The organism is Brachyspira pilosicoli, assembly GCF_036997485.1.
In the GTDB taxonomy this organism is placed as follows: Bacteria; Spirochaetota; Brachyspiria; order Brachyspirales; family Brachyspiraceae; genus Brachyspira; species Brachyspira pilosicoli_C.
Genome location: NZ_JAWLPU010000001.1, coordinates 523,806 through 544,005, shown reverse-complemented (window position 1 = coordinate 544,005; position 20,200 = coordinate 523,806). Strand labels below are relative to the sequence as shown.

The 20,200-nt window shown below is 28.6% G+C and carries 14 protein-coding genes; 6 read left to right on the top strand and 8 right to left on the bottom strand.

Going from position 1 to position 20,200, the window contains the following annotated elements; genetic code table 11:
* Positions 1 to 49: 49 nt before the first annotated feature.
* The 6 genes from R4I97_RS02325 to R4I97_RS02300 form a co-directional block, all read right to left on the bottom strand.
* Entirely contained in the window at positions 50 to 2,851 is a 2,802-nt protein-coding gene (locus R4I97_RS02325; protein WP_335783528.1) for a methyl-accepting chemotaxis protein, read from the bottom strand.
* A gap of 140 nt (positions 2,852 to 2,991) precedes the next feature.
* Positions 2,992 to 4,905, bottom strand: coding sequence for a flagellar hook-associated protein FlgK (gene flgK / locus R4I97_RS02320; RefSeq protein WP_335783527.1), 1,914 nt, complete (start codon positions 4,903 to 4,905; stop codon positions 2,992 to 2,994).
* 220 nt (positions 4,906 to 5,125) lie between these two features.
* Positions 5,126 to 6,094 (bottom strand): leucine-rich repeat domain-containing protein, encoded by a 969-nt coding sequence (locus R4I97_RS02315; RefSeq protein ID WP_335783526.1) that lies wholly within the window; start codon positions 6,092 to 6,094, stop codon positions 5,126 to 5,128.
* Positions 6,095 to 6,118: 24 nt separating this feature from the next.
* Positions 6,119 to 7,126: a leucine-rich repeat domain-containing protein gene (locus R4I97_RS02310; protein WP_335783525.1), complete on the bottom strand. Its 1,008-nt coding sequence runs from the start codon at positions 7,124 to 7,126 to the stop codon at positions 6,119 to 6,121.
* 29 nt (positions 7,127 to 7,155) lie between these two features.
* Positions 7,156 to 8,175 carry a leucine-rich repeat domain-containing protein gene (locus tag R4I97_RS02305; protein WP_335783524.1) on the bottom strand — a complete coding sequence of 340 codons (1,020 nt, stop codon included), beginning with the start codon at positions 8,173 to 8,175 and terminating at the stop codon, positions 7,156 to 7,158.
* 288 nt (positions 8,176 to 8,463) lie between these two features.
* On the bottom strand, positions 8,464 to 10,158 hold the full coding sequence (locus R4I97_RS02300; RefSeq protein ID WP_335783523.1) for an FAD-dependent oxidoreductase: 1,695 nt from the start codon (positions 10,156 to 10,158) through the stop codon (positions 8,464 to 8,466).
* Between the two features lie 305 nt (positions 10,159 to 10,463).
* Here R4I97_RS02300 and R4I97_RS02295 point away from each other — a divergent pair, with 305 nt between their 5' ends.
* Genes R4I97_RS02295 through R4I97_RS02285 form a run of 3 tightly spaced genes read left to right on the top strand, consistent with a single transcriptional unit; the run spans position 10,464 to position 13,887 of the window.
* Positions 10,464 to 11,411 carry a TAXI family TRAP transporter solute-binding subunit gene (locus R4I97_RS02295; protein WP_335783522.1) on the top strand — a complete coding sequence of 316 codons (948 nt, stop codon included), beginning with the start codon at positions 10,464 to 10,466 and terminating at the stop codon, positions 11,409 to 11,411.
* 17 nt (positions 11,412 to 11,428) lie between these two features.
* Complete coding sequence (locus R4I97_RS02290; protein WP_335783521.1) at positions 11,429 to 11,920, top strand: DUF1850 domain-containing protein; 492 nt, start codon at positions 11,429 to 11,431, stop codon at positions 11,918 to 11,920.
* Complete coding sequence (locus tag R4I97_RS02285) at positions 11,917 to 13,887, top strand: TRAP transporter permease (RefSeq protein WP_335783520.1); 1,971 nt, start codon at positions 11,917 to 11,919, stop codon at positions 13,885 to 13,887. The genes R4I97_RS02290 and R4I97_RS02285 overlap by 4 nt, the downstream gene beginning before the upstream one ends.
* A gap of 64 nt (positions 13,888 to 13,951) precedes the next feature.
* Here the strand turns inward: R4I97_RS02285 and R4I97_RS02280 are convergent, their stop codons facing one another.
* Together R4I97_RS02280 and R4I97_RS02275 are read right to left on the bottom strand one after the other, a co-directional pair.
* Positions 13,952 to 15,358, bottom strand: coding sequence for an alanine/glycine:cation symporter family protein (locus R4I97_RS02280; protein WP_335783519.1), 1,407 nt, complete (start codon positions 15,356 to 15,358; stop codon positions 13,952 to 13,954).
* Positions 15,359 to 15,536: 178 nt separating this feature from the next.
* Positions 15,537 to 16,682, bottom strand: coding sequence for a CdaR family transcriptional regulator (locus R4I97_RS02275; RefSeq protein ID WP_335783518.1), 1,146 nt, complete (start codon positions 16,680 to 16,682; stop codon positions 15,537 to 15,539).
* Between the two features lie 229 nt (positions 16,683 to 16,911).
* Here R4I97_RS02275 and R4I97_RS02270 point away from each other — a divergent pair, with 229 nt between their 5' ends.
* Genes R4I97_RS02270 through R4I97_RS02260 form a run of 3 tightly spaced genes read left to right on the top strand, consistent with a single transcriptional unit; the run spans position 16,912 to position 20,165 of the window.
* The gene (locus R4I97_RS02270) at positions 16,912 to 17,907 is read left to right on the top strand and encodes an NAD(P)-dependent oxidoreductase (protein ID WP_335783517.1); all 996 of its coding nucleotides are present in this window, start codon (positions 16,912 to 16,914) and stop codon (positions 17,905 to 17,907) included.
* 27 nt (positions 17,908 to 17,934) lie between these two features.
* Positions 17,935 to 18,819 carry a 2-hydroxy-3-oxopropionate reductase gene (garR, locus tag R4I97_RS02265; RefSeq protein ID WP_335783516.1) on the top strand — a complete coding sequence of 295 codons (885 nt, stop codon included), beginning with the start codon at positions 17,935 to 17,937 and terminating at the stop codon, positions 18,817 to 18,819.
* A gap of 17 nt (positions 18,820 to 18,836) precedes the next feature.
* Positions 18,837 to 20,165: an enolase C-terminal domain-like protein gene (locus R4I97_RS02260; protein ID WP_295295203.1), complete on the top strand. Its 1,329-nt coding sequence runs from the start codon at positions 18,837 to 18,839 to the stop codon at positions 20,163 to 20,165.
* The last annotated feature ends 35 nt before the right edge of the window (positions 20,166 to 20,200 follow it).

Sequence of the window (20,200 nt, the reverse complement as noted above, 5' to 3'; positions counted from 1 at the left end):
ATAGGTTATAATGTTAAAAATATCAAAATATTTATTAGACTAAATTATTCTACCATTTCAAAACAAATTCAGTATAAAGCTCTCCGTCTTTAATAGATTTAGTTATTTCTAAAGAAGATTTAACATGCGTAATAGAGCCTAATAATAGAGAAGACCAAGCCATTAAAGATAGCTCTAATATTTCAGGGTTTCCTGTAAAGTTTTTCATATGAGCTACTAATAGTCTTTTTCTGCTTTTAATAACCTCAATTCTAACAGGGTCATGTATCTCTTTAAATATTACTTCAGCTACATAACGTAAAATATAATATCTAGGTACAAATAGTAATATTATATTAAAATATTTTGGTATAAGTCTATTATAGTGGTATTCAGCAATATCTCTTATACCAGCATTATCACCATTATAAAACAAATCACATACAAGTTTATGAGGGTTGTGGAAACCAGCCATAAAAGGGTACCATTCTTTTATAGATATATCATTTTTAAATATTAATGAAGAAGCAGGCTCCATAGCAGTAAGCCATTTCTGATAGCCCTCTTCTCCAAACTTTTCTCTTACAAAGTCTTTCAATATTATTAAAGATATTCCTCTTACTCTTTGTGTTGTAGTTGCAGAAGAGGCTTTAGTGTTTATATTATATTTTGATATTTCATTATCTAAATCTGTTAATATTTTATTATTATCATTTGCAAATTTGTTCATTGTATTTGCATAATTAGAAAGTTCATTAGAGTTAGAATATATTTTATCTATATTTTCATATATGGCATCTGATGTAGTTCTAAGCTTAGCCATAGATTTAGAAGCACTGACAGATAAAGTATTTAGAGTATTAATATTATTTTTTATATCGCCTAATTTGCTTGCTACATTTATATATTGTTTTTTAATATTTTCACTTGAGCTTGATATTGTAGTAATTGAATTAACTATTTCATTAATAGCTTTTAACTGTTCAACAGAAGAGTTATGTACGCTTCCCATTATCTCTGTAACTTCTTGTACATCTCTAGCAAGCATATCAAATTGAGCTGTAGATTCTGTTAAATCATTAGTTGTTACTATTATTTTCTCTTCTATTGTTTGTAATACTTTATTGGCATTATCAGCCTGTTCATTTGAAACTTCTGATAATTTTCTTATCTCTTCAGCAACTACAGCAAAACCTGAACTATATTTACCAGCATGAGCTGCCTCAATAGCGGCATTCATAGCAAGTAAGTTTGTTTGATGTGCTATGTTTCTTATAGAGCTTACGAAATTGGATATAAAACCTAATGCATTTCTCAAATCACTTGTAGCTGTTGATGTAGCTTGCATTTTTTCTTTACTTTTCATAGAAGCTATATGTAAGTCTTTTGTTTTATTGGAAGCATTAAATATAATATTGTCTATACCTTCTATTGTTTTAGACATCTGCTCTACAGATACAGATATTTGCTCTATACTGTCTCCCTCTTTTATTATTTTTTCTTGAAGTTCCTTTGTATCTCTGTCTATTTCATCTATGTTGTTAGAGTTAATATCTATATATTCCAAAATATTTTTGTTACTGTTTTCTACTATCTCTAAATTATTTAATTCTTCATGAATATTAGTTTTTATATTTTCTATAGACTCATTTATATTATGTATTATATCTGCATTTGAAGATATTTGATTTGTAAATCTATCACTTTGTTTTTTAGATATAGATATAATCTTTTTTACGTTTGCTATAGTAGCCTGAAAATTATTATTTAATATTCCCATCCACCTTGTAATTTCAGATACTTCATCTCCTCCGGAAAGCTCTGGTATTTCAACAGATAAATCCTTATTATTAATAGAATCCCCTACTATATCAGAAATTCTGGTTAATGATGCGAATATCAATTTTATAAAAAATCCTATTATAATAGCAGATATAACAAATACCATAATAATAGTATAAACTATAGACCTATTCATATAACTTATCTGCGAATCATAATAAGTATTAGGTATAAGCATAACAACATTTAAAATATCAGATATGCTTTTTATATAAACTCTATAATCTTTTCCATATATATTTATATTTTCTGTTACTATTTCATCTTTAGCTAAATTTGAATTAAATAATTGATAATAAACAGGATAAATTATATCAAGTTTGCTTTTGTTTAATTTATTATCTTTAGAGTTAATAATAGTTAAATCATTTTTGTTAATGACCAAAAGTTCAGATGAATTTATATTAAATATATTTTTTATTTCGCTGCTGTTAGTATAATCAAATAATACAGCCACATTAGCGACACCAATAATAGAGTCATTTTCAACAATAGTTTTAGATATATTTAATAATGTTCTATTAAACATAGAAGATAAAAAAGTCTTATAATATACATCTGTAGGAGAATATGTATTTAAATTACTCCAAATCCCGTTTATATCATTAGTTATAATTGTAAAATTAGTTGTTTTTGTATTGATATTATATGATTTAGGAAGCTCATTAAAGCCTAAATTATAATTTGGTATAAATAGAATACTTAACACTCTATCAATATATGGATTTGATTCATTAATATTTTCCATTAAGAAATTGGAGGCATTATTATTTAAATATGCATCAGTTCTTCTATCTATTGTATTAAAGGTTAGTGCAGATTTGTAGGCTAATTTATTTACTTCTTCTCTTGAAGCATAGAACTTGTTTTCAAAGTTATTAGCTATAATTTTGAAATTATTATTCATATTGTCATCTATTACTTTATAGAAAGTTTCTATATTAAGGTTGCTGCTTAAAAAATTAGAACTAATAGCTATAAAGGCCATTACAGCAAATATCATTAAAGTGATACGAAGTCTTATACTCATTTAAAAAAGCTCCTACTATATTACTACTAATCTCGGAATAACTAAGTATATTTTTTAGTATTATACAATACTTAAATTAAAAAAGCGATATCCATAAAAATAGATACCGCTTTTTGTTTATTGTATTATTATAAGATGTTTTATACACCCATTCTGTTTATAACTACATCAAGAAGCTGATCCATAACACTAACAACTCTTGCAGAAGCATTATATCCATGCTGATACATTGCCATTTGTGCTACTTCTTCATCTAAATTAACTCCAGAAACAGACTGTCTTAACTTTTCAAGATATTCCATAACAATAGTTTGTTTTTCGCTTTCAGAATTTGCTGTTTCTGTTCTTGAAGCTATTTGAGAAATACTTCCAGTATAAAAATCATTAAATGTAGATTTGCTGTCTACCATTATTTCTTTATTTTTCAAATTAGCTATAGCCAAAGCATTAGAGCCATCACCAACACCATTCCATTTATCATTAAAGCCATTACCTGTAGTATCTATACCTTTTGAAGCTGCTATATAGTTAACATCATTTCTTATTATGTCATTTACACTAATTGCAGCTGCAGGGTGTTTTTCTGGTGTTACAGTGAAGTTTCTAAAATCGCCAGCTAATTGATTAACCTGGTTTGTAGCCTGCCAATTGTAAGCACCATTAGCTCCGGACTGATTTAATAAACCAGATATGCCAACCAAAAAGTCTCCAGAATCTTCTATATGCTTAATAAAGTATGAAGGCTTAACATAATCATCAAAACCTTTAGCTTTTAATACAAGCCTATTTTTATCATCTAAATAAGCTGATACATTAGCGTCGCTTGAGTTTATTTTATCTATCAAGTCTTTTACTTTCATTTGTGCAGTATAATCTATAGCAACATCAGCACCCTCTCTTGTTTTGCTTCCAAATACCAATGTTCCAGAGCTTCCTATACTATCGTTAGCATCAACACTATTTACACCGCTTACTTTAAACATTATAGTAGAATCTTCAGTACCGTCATTATTTAAATCATAGTTTCCTATTACAGAAGGAGTTTGTTTATTCATAGTAAAGAAATCAATTCCTGTTTCCTGATTTAAACCAAAACCGCTTCTATGTATTTCGTTTACACTGTCAGCCAAATTCATAGCTAAAGTGTCTAAATCATTTATAGCATCAACAGTATCTACATCTCTAAGTTCTAATAAAGCCTTTAATTCTCCGCCCTGTAAATTAAGCTGTACATGGTCATTTTCCCAGTAAACATCAAACATACCTTCATTAAGAGCACTTCTCTCTAAAGTTAATTTGTTTACCACATTTCCCTGCACTAATGAACGGCTTCCTATATAAATCATTGTTTCATCAGGGTCAATAGATTTTATATCAACATTAGCTAAAGATGATAATTCATCTAACAATAAATCTCTTTTATCTAATAAATCATTAGGACTCTGACCTAATGCTTCTTGTTTAACTATAGCAGTATTTAAACTTCTAATAGAGTTAGCTATATCATTAATTCTATTAACTTTATTTTCTACAAGAGCGTTTAAATTGTTTCTCATAGAATCCATTTGATTATACATCTGATTAAATGAGTTATTTATTCTGTCAGCCCTCTCTACTAAAGTCATTCTTGTGCCTCTTTCAGCAGGGTTAACACTCATCTCCTGCCAAGCGTCCCAGAATGCATCTAAATCATTTCTTAAATTATATTCACCAGGCTCATTATATATAGCCTCTAATTGCTGTAAATAATTATTTTTTGTCTTCCAATATCCATCGCTTCCAAGTTCTACCATTATTTTTGAATCTATAAACTCATCTCTTAATCTTTCTATTGTAGTTATTTCAGCACCTTGACCTATTTGTCCTGCACGTTCTGCTCTGTTTAAACTTGGCTCTTCGAGAGGTTTATCGAATGTACGCATTACCACTCTTTGTCTGCTGTATCCTTTAGTAGCTACATTATTTATATTATGCCCTGTTACTTCTAAAGCTGTTTTAAAGTTTTGAAGGGATCTTTTACCTAATTCTATGCCAAAAAATGAGCTTGTTGACATTATTGTGCTCCTTAAAAATAGTTTACTGCTTGTTATTATACTTATCGTATTTATAAAAAAAATTATTACATTTTTTTTATCATTATTGTAACGAAAGGTAACATAATAACTATTTATTATGTTACCTTTATAATTATTGAAATGTTTTAAATACAATATTCTAATAAAAGAGCATTTTCAGCAAGTAAAATATTGAAATTATAGTTTAAAATATAATTTTTTATTGTAATTCAACTATATTTACAGTTTGCGGTATACCAGATTTACCTTTTAATTGTTGTTCATATTGTGTTTTAGTTCCTTTTGGCACATAAATATTTTTTATAGCTGTACCATTGAAAACACTTTTTCCAATAGTAGGAGGAGCTGCAGATAAAAATGTAATATTTTCTAAAACTTTAGAATAATAGAAAGCATTATCTTTTATTTCTGTAACAGAAGAAGGTATTGTTATACTTTGTAATGAAGAACAGCTTGATAAAACCGATTTTTCTAAAGTTGTTATAGTATTAGGTAATGTTATTTTAGTTAATTTTCTACATGCTTCAAATGCTTTCTCTCCAATTGATGTTACAGAATCAGGTATTAGTATATTTATAAACTCACATCCAGAAAAAGAAGTTTTTCCTATGGCTTTTACTCCATTAGGTAATATAAGTTCTTTCATTTTTATGCTATAAAAAGCTTCATCTTCTATTGTTTCTAAATTTTTAGGAATATTAATATTTACTATATTAATACAATTAAATGAGCCAGTTCCTATAGTTGTTATAGTATCTGGAAGAATTACTTGAACTATATTATCATTTAGATTTTGCCAGCCGCCTAATATATAGTTATTTAATTTATTATCAGGAAAATTAACATGTTCAAGAGATACTATTATATTATTTAATTTTATTTTTTTTATTATTCCTGATAATGTTGTACCATAAAGCATTCCATCATAGGTTTTTAAAGAAGTGCCTTTAAAAATTACTTTGTATTCTCCTTTATCTTGATAGTATTTATTCAAAGCTTCTTCTATATTTTCTTTGGTGGCTGTATCTATATCTATGGCATATTTTTCAAGTTCTTCTTGAGTTTCAGTAGAGCCGCTATTGTTATCAGTATCTACATTTGTTGTATTATTTTTGCATGAGAGTAGCATTAAAGCTGTAATTAAAACAAATATTATTATTTTTTTCATTTTTGTATAAACCTCTTAATTTTATTATTGTTCTATTATTTCTATAGTATCTGGTATGCCAGACTTCCCTTTTAGTTTTTCGTATTCTGTTTTACTTCCACTTGGAACATAAAAAGTTTTTAAAGCTGTACCATTAAAAACATAATCTCCAATAGTAGGAGGGGTTTGAGATAAGAATGTAACAGTTTCTAAAACTTCAGCATAGTGAAAAGCAAATATTTTTATTTCTTTAACAGAAGCAGGTATTGTTATACTTTTTAATTTGTTGCAGCTTCCAAAAACTTTTCTCTCTAAAGTTTTTATACTATTAGGCAGTTTTACTTTTATTAAATTTGCACAACTTTCAAATGCTTCCTCTCCAATAGATGTTACAGAATCAGGTATTATTAGATTCGTAAAAGTACATCCACGAAAAGCACATTTACCTATAGTTGTTAATCCATCAGGCAATATAAGTTCTTTCATTTTCATCTCGAAAAAAGCTGAATCCTCTATGGTTTGTAAATTCTTAGGCATATTAATATTTTGAAGATTATTGCAATTAAATGCATCATGTCCTATAGTTGTTATAGTGTCTGGAAGAATTACTTTTACTATGTTTTTATTCAGATTTTGACCGCCTCCTAATATATATGGATTTAATGTATTATTTGGAAAATTAACATATTCAAAAGTTATTGTTATATTTATATCTTTTAATGATATTTCGTTAATTAATCCTGCTATAGATGATCCTTTTATAAAATCATATTGAGCAGTTGAATTTCCTTTAAATATTAATTTATATTCTCCTTTGTGGTCAGATTCATATTTTATTAAAGCTTCTTCAATTGTTTTAGTAGTTGCGGTAGCTATATCTATTCCATATTTTTCAAGTTCTTCTGGAGTTACAGTAGAGCTTCCATTATTATTGTTATTATTATTATTTGAGTTTTCGTTGTTGTCTTGTGAAGTGTCCACATTTGTTGAATTATTTTTGCATGAGAGCAGCATTAAAACTGTAATTAAAATAAGTATAAGTATTTTTTTCATTTTGAACAAACCTCTTATATTGTTGTATATTATTGTCCTATTATATTAACATTGTCTGGTATACCATATTTACCTTTTAATGCTTCATATAGTGTTTCGCTTCCTTTTGGCACATAAATAGTTTTTAAAGCTGTACCATCAAAAGCTAATTCTTCAATATTAGGAGGATTAGGTGATAAAAATGTAACAGTTTCTAACCCAATTGAATAATAAAATGCAGATCTTTTAATTTCTGTAACAGAAGAAGGTATTGTTATACTTTTTAATGCATAACAGCTTGAAAAAACTCTCGTTTCTAAAGTTTTTAGATTATTAGGAAGTTTTACTTTTGTTATTTTTTGGCAACTTTCAAATGCTTCTTCTCCAATAGATGTTACAGAATCAGGTATTATTAAAGTTTGCATATTGCTGCATATAGAAAAAGCAAAAGCTCCTATAGTTTCTAATCCTTCAGGTAATATCAGCTCTTCCATTTTCATTTCATAAAAAGCTGTATTTTCTATTGTTTTTAAGTTTTTAGGCATATTTACATTTGTAAGATTTGCACATCTAAAAGCATCTTTTCCTATAGTTGTTATAGTATCTGGAAGAATTACTTTAACTACATTTCTATTATAATTTTGAATTCCACCCAATATATAGTCGTTTAATTTATCATTTGGGAAATTAACATATTCTAAAGATACAATAACACTGATACTTTTTAACGATATTTCATTAAGAAATCCTGCTATTGATTTTCCTCCAACCCAATCATATTGAGCAGTTGAAGTACCTTTAAATATTAATTTATATTCTCCGCTATGGTCAGCCTCATATTTTATTAAAGCTTCTTCAATTGTTTTAGTAGTTGCACTAGCTATATCTATGGCATATTTTTCTATTTGAGGCGGAATTGTAATAGAGCCTTCATTGTTTCCATCATTATTATTTCCACCTATGTTGCTTCCATTATTATTATCTGATGAAGTGTCTGCATTTGTTGAATTATTTTTGCATGAGAAAAGCATTAAAGCTGCAATTAAAATAAATATTATAATTTTTTTCATTTTGCATAAACCTCTTAATATTGCTGTGTTCTTATTATATTGATATTTTGTTGTATATAGGCTATTTTTTTATAACATATTTTTTTAAAGATACCATTTATATATAAAAGGTCAAATTTATTACATAAAAAATAACGATATTTTTTAAAAATGTTACCGGAAACTACATAAAAAAATCTTTTATGTATGTAAAAATGATATATTATTACATGTAGTAACAATAATTTTTTGAATATGCCAAAAAAATGAGAGGCCAGAACAGCCTCCCATATACAACAATATAAGAAGTTATGCAAAATATTTAGTTAGTATCGGTTTTCTGTTATAGAATTTATCATTGTAGTATTCATACTGTGATAAACCTATGAATCCACCAGAAACATTAACAACATTGGTGAATCCTAAATTAATTAATATTTTACAAGCTGTATAACTAGTTAATCCAGTTTTACATGTAATATAAACAGGTCTGTCTTTAGGTACTTCGTCGAATCTGCTTCTTAAAGCACCAAGCGGTATATTAACAGCTTTTTCTAAATGACCAGCTTCAAAATCTTCTTTAAGTCTTACATCCAAGAAATAAGCTTCAGGGTCTTTTTCTAAAATATTTCTTACATCACTATAATGTATTTGTTTGAAATCTCCATTCATTAAGTTAGAAGCAACATAACCAGCAAAGTTAACAACATCTTTAGCAGTACCGAAAGAAGGAGCATAACATAATTCTAAATCTTTCAAATCATAAATAGTACCGCCGAATTTTATTAATGTAGCAATAACATCTATTCTTTTATCAACATTTCCTCTGCCAATAGCCTGAGCACCCAATACTTTACCAGTAGGCACTTCATATATTAATTTGAAATGTAAAAGTTTAGCAGTAGGCATAATAGAAACACTATCAAAAGGTATGATGTCTACAGTGTCATAATTAATATTTAAATTCATAGCTTTAATATAGCCTTCAGAAAGTCCAGTAGAAGCACCATTATATCTGAATACTTTAATTACAGAAGAACCAATATATCCTCTGTTGTCAACAGTTCTTCCATTAATATGGTCAGCTACAGCACGGGCTTGTTTTTGAGCAGGACCAGCTAAAGCAAGTCTGTAATAATCCTGACATAAAGCTCCGTAAATTTCTATAACATCTCCTATAGCATAAATATCTTTATCATTAGTTCTATAATTAGCATCAACTTTAATAGATTTAGTTTTGCCAAGTTCAATACCAGCCTTAACAGCAATATCAGTTTCAGGCGCAACACCTATGGCAAGTATAACAGCATCAGCCTCTATTTTTTTACCAGAAGCAAGCACAACAGTATTCTCTTCAAAACTATCAACTTTATCTTCTACTATTAAATTAACACCATTATCTATAAGTTCTCTATGAAGAATCTGAACCATATCATAATCGAAAGGCTTCATAATTTGAGGCAAAGCTTCTATAATAGTTACATCATGACCAGCTTCTTTAATGTTTTCAGCCATCTCTATACCAATGAAACCGCCGCCAATAACAGCAACCTTAGCATTTTTTTTGCCGCCTAAGAAAGAATGTATTTTAGCTATATCAACAACATTTCTAACAGTAAAAATGTTAACCTTTTCAATTCCTTTAATCGGAGGAACTATAGGTTTAGCACCCATAGATAATATAAGTTTATCGTAGCTTTCTTTATATTCCTTACCCTCGCTTATCACCGTAACTTCTTTCTTCTCTCTGTCTATTGATACTACCTCGCTATTAACCCTAGCATCTACGTTAAACTGTTTCAAAAACTTTTCGGGAGACATTAAAAGTAAAGTTTCCTCATTTGGTATGAGGCCTCCGACATAATAAGGAAGAGAACAGTTGGAAAAAGAAACATGCGGACCTTTTTCAAATAATATGATTTTATCTTCTTCGTTTAATCTCCTAAGTCTTGCAGCAGCAGAAGCTCCGCCGGCTACTCCTCCAACTATTAGTATTTTTTTCATAAATAAATCTCCCACATTTTTTATTGTTTTTATATGTACATAGTATAGGTATATTATAATTAAAGTCAAATTTATTTTGCATTTTTTTTAAATTTTTTTAACAAAAATATTTTTATTAAAAGACTTTATGTGTATTATAATAGCTGTTAATAAAGTTTTATTGTACTAACATTATGTTTTAATATGTGAATTATTGTATAATAAAAATATATAAAAATCTTTTATTATTATGAATAGTAATATTGACTTTTTGGCAATAAATTATATTATAGTCAAGTAAATTATGTTAATTGAGGGGAATTGTTATGAAAAAATTTATTGTTATTTTTAGCTCATTATTGCTATTAATTAGCTGTAGTAAGAGTAATAATAAGAATTACATTTTTGCTACAGGAGGTACTAGCGGTACGTATTATTCATTTGGAGGAGCTATTGCCAATATATGGAATAGCAACATAGAGGCTATGAATGTTACTGCTCAGTCTACTGGTGCTTCTGCTGAGAATTTAAGATTATTAGATATGCATGAAGCAGATTTAGCTTTGGTTCAGAATGATGTTATGTATTATGCTTATAATGGAAGTGATATTTTTGACGGAGAGGTTTTAACTAATTTTTCTGCAATGCTTACATTATATCCTGAGATTGTTCAAATAGCTGCTACAAAAGCAAGCGGCATTACTAATATAGCAAGCATGAAAGGAAAGAGGGTATCTGTTGGAGATGCTGGAAGCGGTGTTGAATTTAATGCTAAACAGATATTAGAAGCTTATGGTTTAACTTTTAATGATATACAAAAATCAAGTCTTTCTTTTAAAGAGTCTAGCGATGGTTTACAAAATGGCACATTAGATGCTTGTTTTATAGTGGCAGGAATTCCTAATGCTGCTTTGCAAGAATTGTCATTATCTACTGACATAGTGATGATTGGTTTAGATGATGTTGAGATTGCTGATATAATGAAGAAATATAATTATTATACAGAAGTAATGATACCTGCTAACACTTATAAAGGTGTTACTAATGATACTAAAGCTGTTGCTGTAAAAGCTACAATAGCTGTTAATAACAATATACCTGAAGAAGATGTTTATAATATGTTAAAGACTTTATTTGATAAACAAGAAGATTTAATTACGGCACATGCTAAGGGAGAGGAATTAAATGCAGCTCAATCTTATGAAGGAATATCCATACCTTTCCACAGCGGTGCTTTAAAATATTATCAAGAATTAGGATACCAAGTAAAATAATATAATTATATTATTTTATGAAAAAAGTTATTATACTATTATTATCTTTGCTGCTTTTTACTGCTATTATTCCTATTTTTCCGAGATTAGTATTAGAAAGCGTAAAAGATAATAATAAATATATATTTAATTTAATAAAAAAAGAATTTATAATTTCATATACGCATTCTGTTAATAAAGGCAGAGTTAGAGATTATTATATTATAGATGATAAATATAATATAATATTAAGTAAAACAACTTTCGTTTCTTATGGTGCCGGTATAGCTGAACCTGAAAATAATGAAAATATTATCATTAGAGATGATTATATAGAAATTAATAGCATAAATAGAGTTATTAAAGATTTTTATTTATTTGTGGGCATTATTGCTGAGCACAGCATAACAGTAGATGATAATGAAATAATGCTTAAAGGTTTATTTAAACCTCAAACGAACATAAAGATAAAATATATAAAAGTGTCATTAATTGATTTAATAAAAAATATTATAAGGGGGAGTAAATGAAGCATAATAATCATGATATTATACATGTAACGGCAGAAGAGTTAGATGATTATATGAGCAAATATGACAGTGAATCGAGATACAGAAGATTTAAAGATTGGAAGAAGTATTTAATTATAATTATATCTGTAGTTTTTTGTTTGTTTCAGCTTTATTCTATTTTATCTGGTAAGATAACTGCTCAGGTGGTGAGGGCTACACATTTAGCTTTTGTTATGGCGCTTGCATATTTACTTTTTCCTGCTATGAAGGATATGCCTAAAGATAAACTTCCTTGGTATGATGTAATAATTGCAATAGTTGGTGCTTGTTCTTGGCTGTATATTACTATTAATTTTGACAGTTTAGTAAGAAGGGCAGGTATATATAACGCTACTGATATTATTATAGGTATAATTGGTATATTAATTTTGTTTGAAGCTTGCAGAAGAATAGTGGGGACCCCTATACTTATAATATCATTAGTTTTTATAGTTTATGCTTTATTTGGAGCGTATGCACCGGGATTTTTAAATCACAGGGGATATTCTATACAAAGACTTGTTTCACATTTATATTATAACACTGAAGGCATAATGGGCACACCTATTGGAGCTTCTGCTACATTTATATTTTTGTTTATATTTTTTGGTGCTTTGCTTGATAAGACGGGAATAGGTCAATTTTTTATAGATATATGTAATGCTATAGCTGGAAGTTATGACGGAGGTCCTGCAAAGGTTGCTGTACTTACAAGTGCTATGTTTGGTACTGTTTCTGGAAGTTCTGTTTCTAATACTGTTGGTACTGGAAGTTTTACTATACCTATGATGAAGTCTTTAGGATATAGACCAGAGTTTGCGGGAGCTGTTGAGGCCTCTGCTTCTACAGGCGGACAGCTTATGCCTCCTATAATGGGTGCTGCTTCTTTTTTGATGGCTGAGAGTTTGGGGATACCTTATAAGGAAGTTGCTAAGGCTGCTATTATACCTGCTATACTTTATTTTACTGGTATATTTATAATGGTGCATTTGGAGGCTAAAAAGACTGGACTTAAAGGTTTATCAAAAGATTCTCTTCCAAAGATTGGAGAGCTCTTAATGAAGAAAGGTTATTTAGTGATTCCTCTTGCTACCATAATATATTTCTTTGTTCTTGGAAAGACTGCTATATATGCAGGGCTTATGGGGATAATAGCTGCAGGTTTAGTTGCTGTTGTTAACTCTATAGTTGATATAATTCTTAAGAGAGAGAGAAGTTTTACTTTTAATGACTTAATAGATGTATTTGTCAATGGAGCAAGAAACATTATAAGTGTTGCTGTTGCTTGTGCTATGGCGGGCATTATAATAGGGGTTATTACATTAACAGGCTTAGGTTTAAAAATTGGCGCAGGGCTTATATCTATATCAGGCGGAATATCTATACTTCTTCTTATGCTTACTATGATTAGTTCTATTATACTTGGTATGGGCGTTCCTACTACTGCGAATTATTTAATTACTTCTACTATTGCTGCTGGTGCTATAATAGGTCTTGGCTTTGAACCTTTAGCGGCTCACATGTTTGTATTTTATTTTGGTATTATAGCCGATGTTACGCCTCCTGTTGCTTTGGCTGCTATGGCTGGTGCTGCTATTGCTAAATCGGACCCGCTTAAGACTGGTTTTGAGGCTACGAAGCTTTCTATAGGTGCTTTTATTATACCTTATATGTTTGTATTTAATCCTCAGATACTTATGATTAATACTACTTTTGTTGAAGTGATACCTATACTTATTACTTCGCTTATTGGTATGTTTGCTGTATCTGCTGGGCTTGAGGGGTATGTATTTAGAAAATGTAATATTATTGAGAGAATATTATTTATAATAGCTGGTCTTCTTTCTATATATCCTGAAATTTATACGGACATAATAGGTATAGTTTTAATAGCAGTCCTTGTAATACTTCAAATATTAACAAGAAAGAAAAAGGCTATTGCTTGAATAAACTTATAAATAAAAGGGGGCTTATTAACAGCCCCCTTTATTACTTATTATTTATTATTTATTAATCTGCATTCCACTGGCTTACGGCATCATCGTTTGATAATTCTGAAATTGAGTTCTTATTAAATTTAGGTTCTTTATGCTCTTTTAATTGTGATACATAATGTTTTGTAAGTAAATATACAGGCTTATTGAGTATTATTAAAATGACAATGTTAAGCAACGCCATAACTCCCATAAACATGTCGCCCGCTCCCCATATAGTTTTAAACTCTGCCAATGAACCAGCAAACACCATTACTATAGTCATAAGCCCAACTATTACATATGAAACCATATTATCTTTTAAAGCAAAAGCACCTGTTTTTATATAAAAGAAATTACCAAGTATAGAACTATAAGATAATAACAATATACATATAGTGATAAAATAAGAACCAAAACTGCCCAAATGAGATTCCATAGCATATTGGAAAAGTTTTATTCCCTCCATATCTTTAACAGCTTTCATAGCTTCAGGAGATAATAGAAGTATAAAACCAGAAATAGAACATATAAGCAAAGTATCTGTAAATACAGAGAACATTTGTATAAGACCTTGTTTACAAGGATGAGAAGTATGAGCTGCAGCTGCTGCATGAGGAGCTCCTCCCATACCTGCTTCATTTGAAAATAATCCTCTTTTTAATCCGTTTGAAATGGTTGCTCCTATAGCTCCTCCAAACATTGCACTTGGCTTAAAAGCTTGTACGAATATATTCTGAAATACTAAAGGCACTGATGATAAATTAGTAAAGAATATATAAAGCCCTATAAGTATATATGGTATTGCCATAACAGGCACTATAAATACGCAAGCATGTGTTATAGTGTCTCTCTTTTTGCTGAATAATATCAATGCTGTAATAATTGTTAAAGCAATAGCAGTAATCATTACAGATACATTATATTTTGATAAAGCATTTGATATAGTATTTGCTTGAACACCGTTAAAAGTAGTGTAGGTGAATATCATACACAATGCAAATATAGTAGCTATTATTGGTTTTTTTAGTTTGCTTTTTATATAGAAAGAAGCTCCTCCTATAAACTTTCCTTGAGAATCTTTTTCTTTATATAATTGAGCGAGTGTGCTTTCTGTAAAGGCTAAACTTCCGCCCAAAAGCGCCATAAGCCACATCCAAAATAATGCCCCAGGTCCGCCCGCAGAAATAGCACCCATAACACCAGTAATGTTTCCTGTACCTACTCTTGAAGCAGTACTTATACAAAAACTTACAAACCCTGATACTCCGTCACCTTTTTCATGTTTTGAAAATAAAAGTTTTAGAGCATGTACAGAGTGAGAAATTTGTATTCCTTTTAATCTAATAGTAAAAAATACAGCCACCACAAAAAATACAGATAACAGCAAATATCCATACATAACATTATTTGTGTTTGTTATAATAGCATTAATAATATTCATAAGCATATCCTTTATCTTATAAAAAATTATAAATATTAGAATTGTGAAAATTACTAATCATAGTATTGTAAGAAATATATATTATTTTTATAATTTTGTCAAAAAGTTTTTATATATAGTTTGAAATGTATTTAAATATATTTGATTTTTATCAATGTATAATAGGGCAAAAATATAATTATTTTTTTAATATAGTTGCTATTATATAAAATTTTATTCTATCCATGTGATTATTTATTGGGTCTAAGTCTAGTATTTCCTTAATTTTTTTCATTCTATATAAAATTGTATTTCTATGCATAAATAGTTTTTCACATGTTTTGTTTATATTCATATCGCAATTACTCATTGTGATTATTGTTTCTTTAAAAGCTATGTTTTTATTAATTATGTTCAAAGTATTTTTTAATATCATATAAGAACTAAAATATCCTTCATTTAGAATAATATATTCTAACATATAATCTTCTATAAAATATGTATTATTATTTGTGTGTGCTATATAATTAAATAAGAAGTTAGCTTGTTCAAAGCTTTTATGCATATCTTCTAAATTGTTTACTATGCAGCCGCACATAGCAGAAAATTTTATATCTATATTAATTTCATTTCTAAGGCTTGTAAAAAAATAATTAATAATTTTCTTTTTATCTTGTATTTTTTCTTTGCTATTAAAACTTTTTATTATAATAAATTGTTTATTACCAATATATGTTATTATATCTTGTTTGTAAAAATATTTTATATTTTGTAATTTATTGATTAGATATTCAGATATTTTATACATATCATATTTTCCATTGTTTTCAATTTTTAATAAACATACATTTCTATCGATATCAAATGAATAATTATTATTTTCTGCCCAAATATTAATAGAAGATACATAATTATGGCAATCTTTAGATATAATTTTATATATATAATTATTTAATGTAGTTTGTTTTAATATCTGTTTATCTATATCTATTTCTCTTCTAATTAATATTTCGGTAAGCATTTTTACCATATTTGCTATTAATTTAATTTCTTTAGGATTACCTGTAACCCCTACAACTCCTATAATTTCGTTATTTATAAACAATGGTATATTTACTCCAGGTTTACTGCTTTCAGTATCATTATCTATATAATCAAAATATTCCATACTTTTGGCATTTCTTATAACATCTAATGCCCCTAAATGTATTTTCCCTATTCTTTTTTCATCTCCGCTTGCAATGATTTCACCATATTCATTCATAATATTAATATTTACTTCATAATTAATATTATCCATTATCTCTTTTAATAGTTTTCTTGCTATTTTTTCATCAATAGACATAACAAATTATTCTCCATTTGTTTTGCATATAATAGATATTTCGTACAAAATATGTATAAATATTATAATAAAAAAACAAAATATACACAATAATATTATGTAATTATCTATAGTTTTGTATATTTTATACAAAAAAGATTTTCATTATTATACCATTTGTATAAAGATTATGCCTTTAATTTGAATATAATTATTAAGCATGAATAAAATTTTATGAATGGATATTCAAATGAAAATAATAGCATATTCTGTTAGAGATGAAGAGATAGAAATATTTAATTCTATTTCATTTAATCTTGGTTTTGAAATAAAATTAGTTCCTCAGCATTTAACAGAAGATAATATAAATCTTGCTGAAGGATTTGATGCTGTAATATTTACAGGTTCAGGTACTGTAAATAGAAAAGTATTAGAGATGATGAAGAAGTTTAATATTAAATTTGCTTCAACCAAATCTGCAGGAACGGATAATATAGATTTAAAATCGGCAAAAGAGTTAGAAATAAAATTTGCAAATGTTCCAAGCTATTCTCCAAATTCAGTAAGTGAATATGCTATTTTGTGTGTTCTTGCTCTACTTAGAAATTATAATAAATATATAACAAGAATCAATAATCAAGATTTCACAATAAAGAATTTACTTGCTAAAGAAATAAGAAATCAAGTAATAGGCGTAGTAGGTGTTGGAAAAATAGGTTCACTTACTGTAAAACATTTAAGCGGATTTTCTCCTAAAAAAATACTTGTAAATGATGTGTTTGAAAAAGATGAATTAAAAGCTATAGCTGAATATGTTTCTTTAGATGAAATATATAAAAATAGTGATGTGATAATTTATCATATTCCATTATTAGAAGAGACAAGGTATTTGATTAATGCTCATTCTATATCAAAGATGAAAGATGGAGTAATTATAATTAACCTTTCAAGAGGAGAAATATTAAACACTAAAGATGCTTTAGAAGCAGTAAATAGCGGAAAAATATCAGCAATGGCATTAGATGTTTATGAGAATGAGAACAAATATTTTAGATTTGATTATAGAGAAAAATATATAGAAGATGAACATTTTGCTGCTCTTTTAAGACATCCTAATATTATTGTAACACCTCATATAGGATTTTTTACTGATGAAGCTGTAAAGAATCAAATAGAAACTTCATTAAACAATGTATCAGAATTTTTAAAAACTAATAAGTGCCAAAATGAAATAATTATTAAATAAAAAAATAAAAAATAAAGGAGTACAAAAATGAAAATAGGATTTATAGGATTAGGTATTATGGGAAAACCTATGAGCAAAAATTTGTTAAAAGCAGGACATGAGCTCATAGTTTATAACAGATCAAAGGCATCTGTTGAAGAATTAGTAAAAGAGGGAGCTAAAGCAGCTAATAATCCAGCAGAAGTAGCTAAAGAATGTGATGTTATAATAACTATGCTTCCAAATTCTCCCCAAGTTAGAGAGGTTTGTTTAGGTGAGAATGGAATTATAGAAGGAGCTAAAAGCGGAACTATAGTTGTAGATATGAGTTCAATAGACCCAGTAGAATCAAAAGCTATAGGTGCAGAGCTTTCTAAAAAATCTATAGAGCTCATTGACGCTCCAGTATCAGGAGGAGAACCTAAAGCTATAGACGGTACTTTGTCTGTGATGGCAGGCGGTAAGAAAGAAATTTTTGATAAAGTTTCTGATTTATTAAAACCTATGGCTTCTTCAGTAGTTTATGTAGGAGAATTAGGTTCTGGAAATGTTGCTAAATTAGCTAATCAGGTTGTAGTAGCTATCAATATTTCAGCAGTTTCTGAAAGTTTAATTTTAGCAAAAAAATTAGGTGCAGATCCTGAATTAGTTTATAAAGCTATAAGAGGCGGACTTGCAGGGTCTACAGTTATGGACGCTAAAGCACCTATGATGCTTGAACATAATTTTAAGCCTGGCTTTAGAATTGAACTTCATATAAAAGACTTAAATAATGCTTTAAATGCTTCTCATGCGGTAAACTCTTATTTGCCTTTAACTGCTCAAGTTATGGAAATAATGCAGTATCTAAAATCTGATGGATGTGCTGCTGATGACCATAGTGCTATATTAAAATATTATGAGAAAATCACAAATGTTTCTTTAAAAAAATAATACGGGGATAAAATATTATGAGTATTGATATAAAAATTGAAAAAATGGAAATATATCCAGTAGCTGGTAAAGACAGCATGCTTTTAAATTTAAGCGGTGCTCATGCTCCATACTTTACAAGGAATGTAGTTATATTAAAAGACAGTGAAGGAAAAATAGGAGTAGGAGAGGTTCCAGGCGGCGAAAAAATTACTAAAGGTCTTGAAAGTGTAAAATCAATAGTTGAAGGAAGCCGCATAGGTGAATATAAAAATACTCTTATAAAAATACAAAATTCTTTAAAAGATGAAAACGACGTAAGAGGCTCTCAAACATTTGATTTAAGAACCGGCGTACATGTTATGACAGCAGTTGAAGCTCCTTTATTAGATTTATTGGGTCAAACATTAGGAGTATCTGTTGCATCTCTTTTAGGAAACGGACAATTAAGAGATAAAGTATTAATGTTAGGATATTTGTTTTATGTAGGTGATAGAAACAAAACAGATTTAGAATATTATCATGATGATAATGCACCTAACAAATGGTACAAAATAAGACATGAAGAAGCTCTCACTCCAGAAGCTATAGTTGAACTTGCTAAAGCATCAAAAGAATTGTATGGCTTTAATGATTTCAAATTAAAAGGCGGAGTTTTAGAAGGTAAAGAAGAAATAAAAGCTATAAAAGCTTTGAAAAAAGCATATCCTGAGGCAAGAATTACATTAGACCCTAATGGCGGATGGCTTTTAAAAGAGGCTATAGAAATATGTAAAGATATGCATGGAATATTAACATATTGTGAAGACCCATGCGGTGCTGAGGGTGTATTTTCAGCAAGAGAAATAATGGCCGAATTTAGAAAAGCTACAGGACTTCCTACCGCTACTAATATGATAGCAACAGATTGGAGAGAAATGAGCCATTCTATAATATTGCAATCAGTAGATATTCCTTTGGCTGATCCTCATTTCTGGACTATGTCAGGTTCTGTAAGAGTAGGACAGCTTTGTAATGACTTTGGTTTAACTTGGGGCTCTCACTCTAACAACCATTTCGACATTTCTTTAGCTATGTTTTCTCATACTGCTGCTGCTGTACCTGGTAATATTAATGCTATAGATACTCACTGGATATGGCAGGAAGGCATAGAGAGATTAACAAAAGAACCTTTAAAAATAGAAAATGGATATGTAAATATACCTAAAAAACCTGGTTTGGGTATAGAACCTGATATGGATCAAATATTAAAAGCTAACAAATTATATAAGGAAAAATGTTTGGGTGCTAGGGACGATTCTATAGGAATGCAGTATTTAATTCCTAATTGGAAATTCAATCCTAAGAAACCTTGTCTAGTAAGGTAATAAATAATAAAAAAATATATATTAAAATCAAAGAG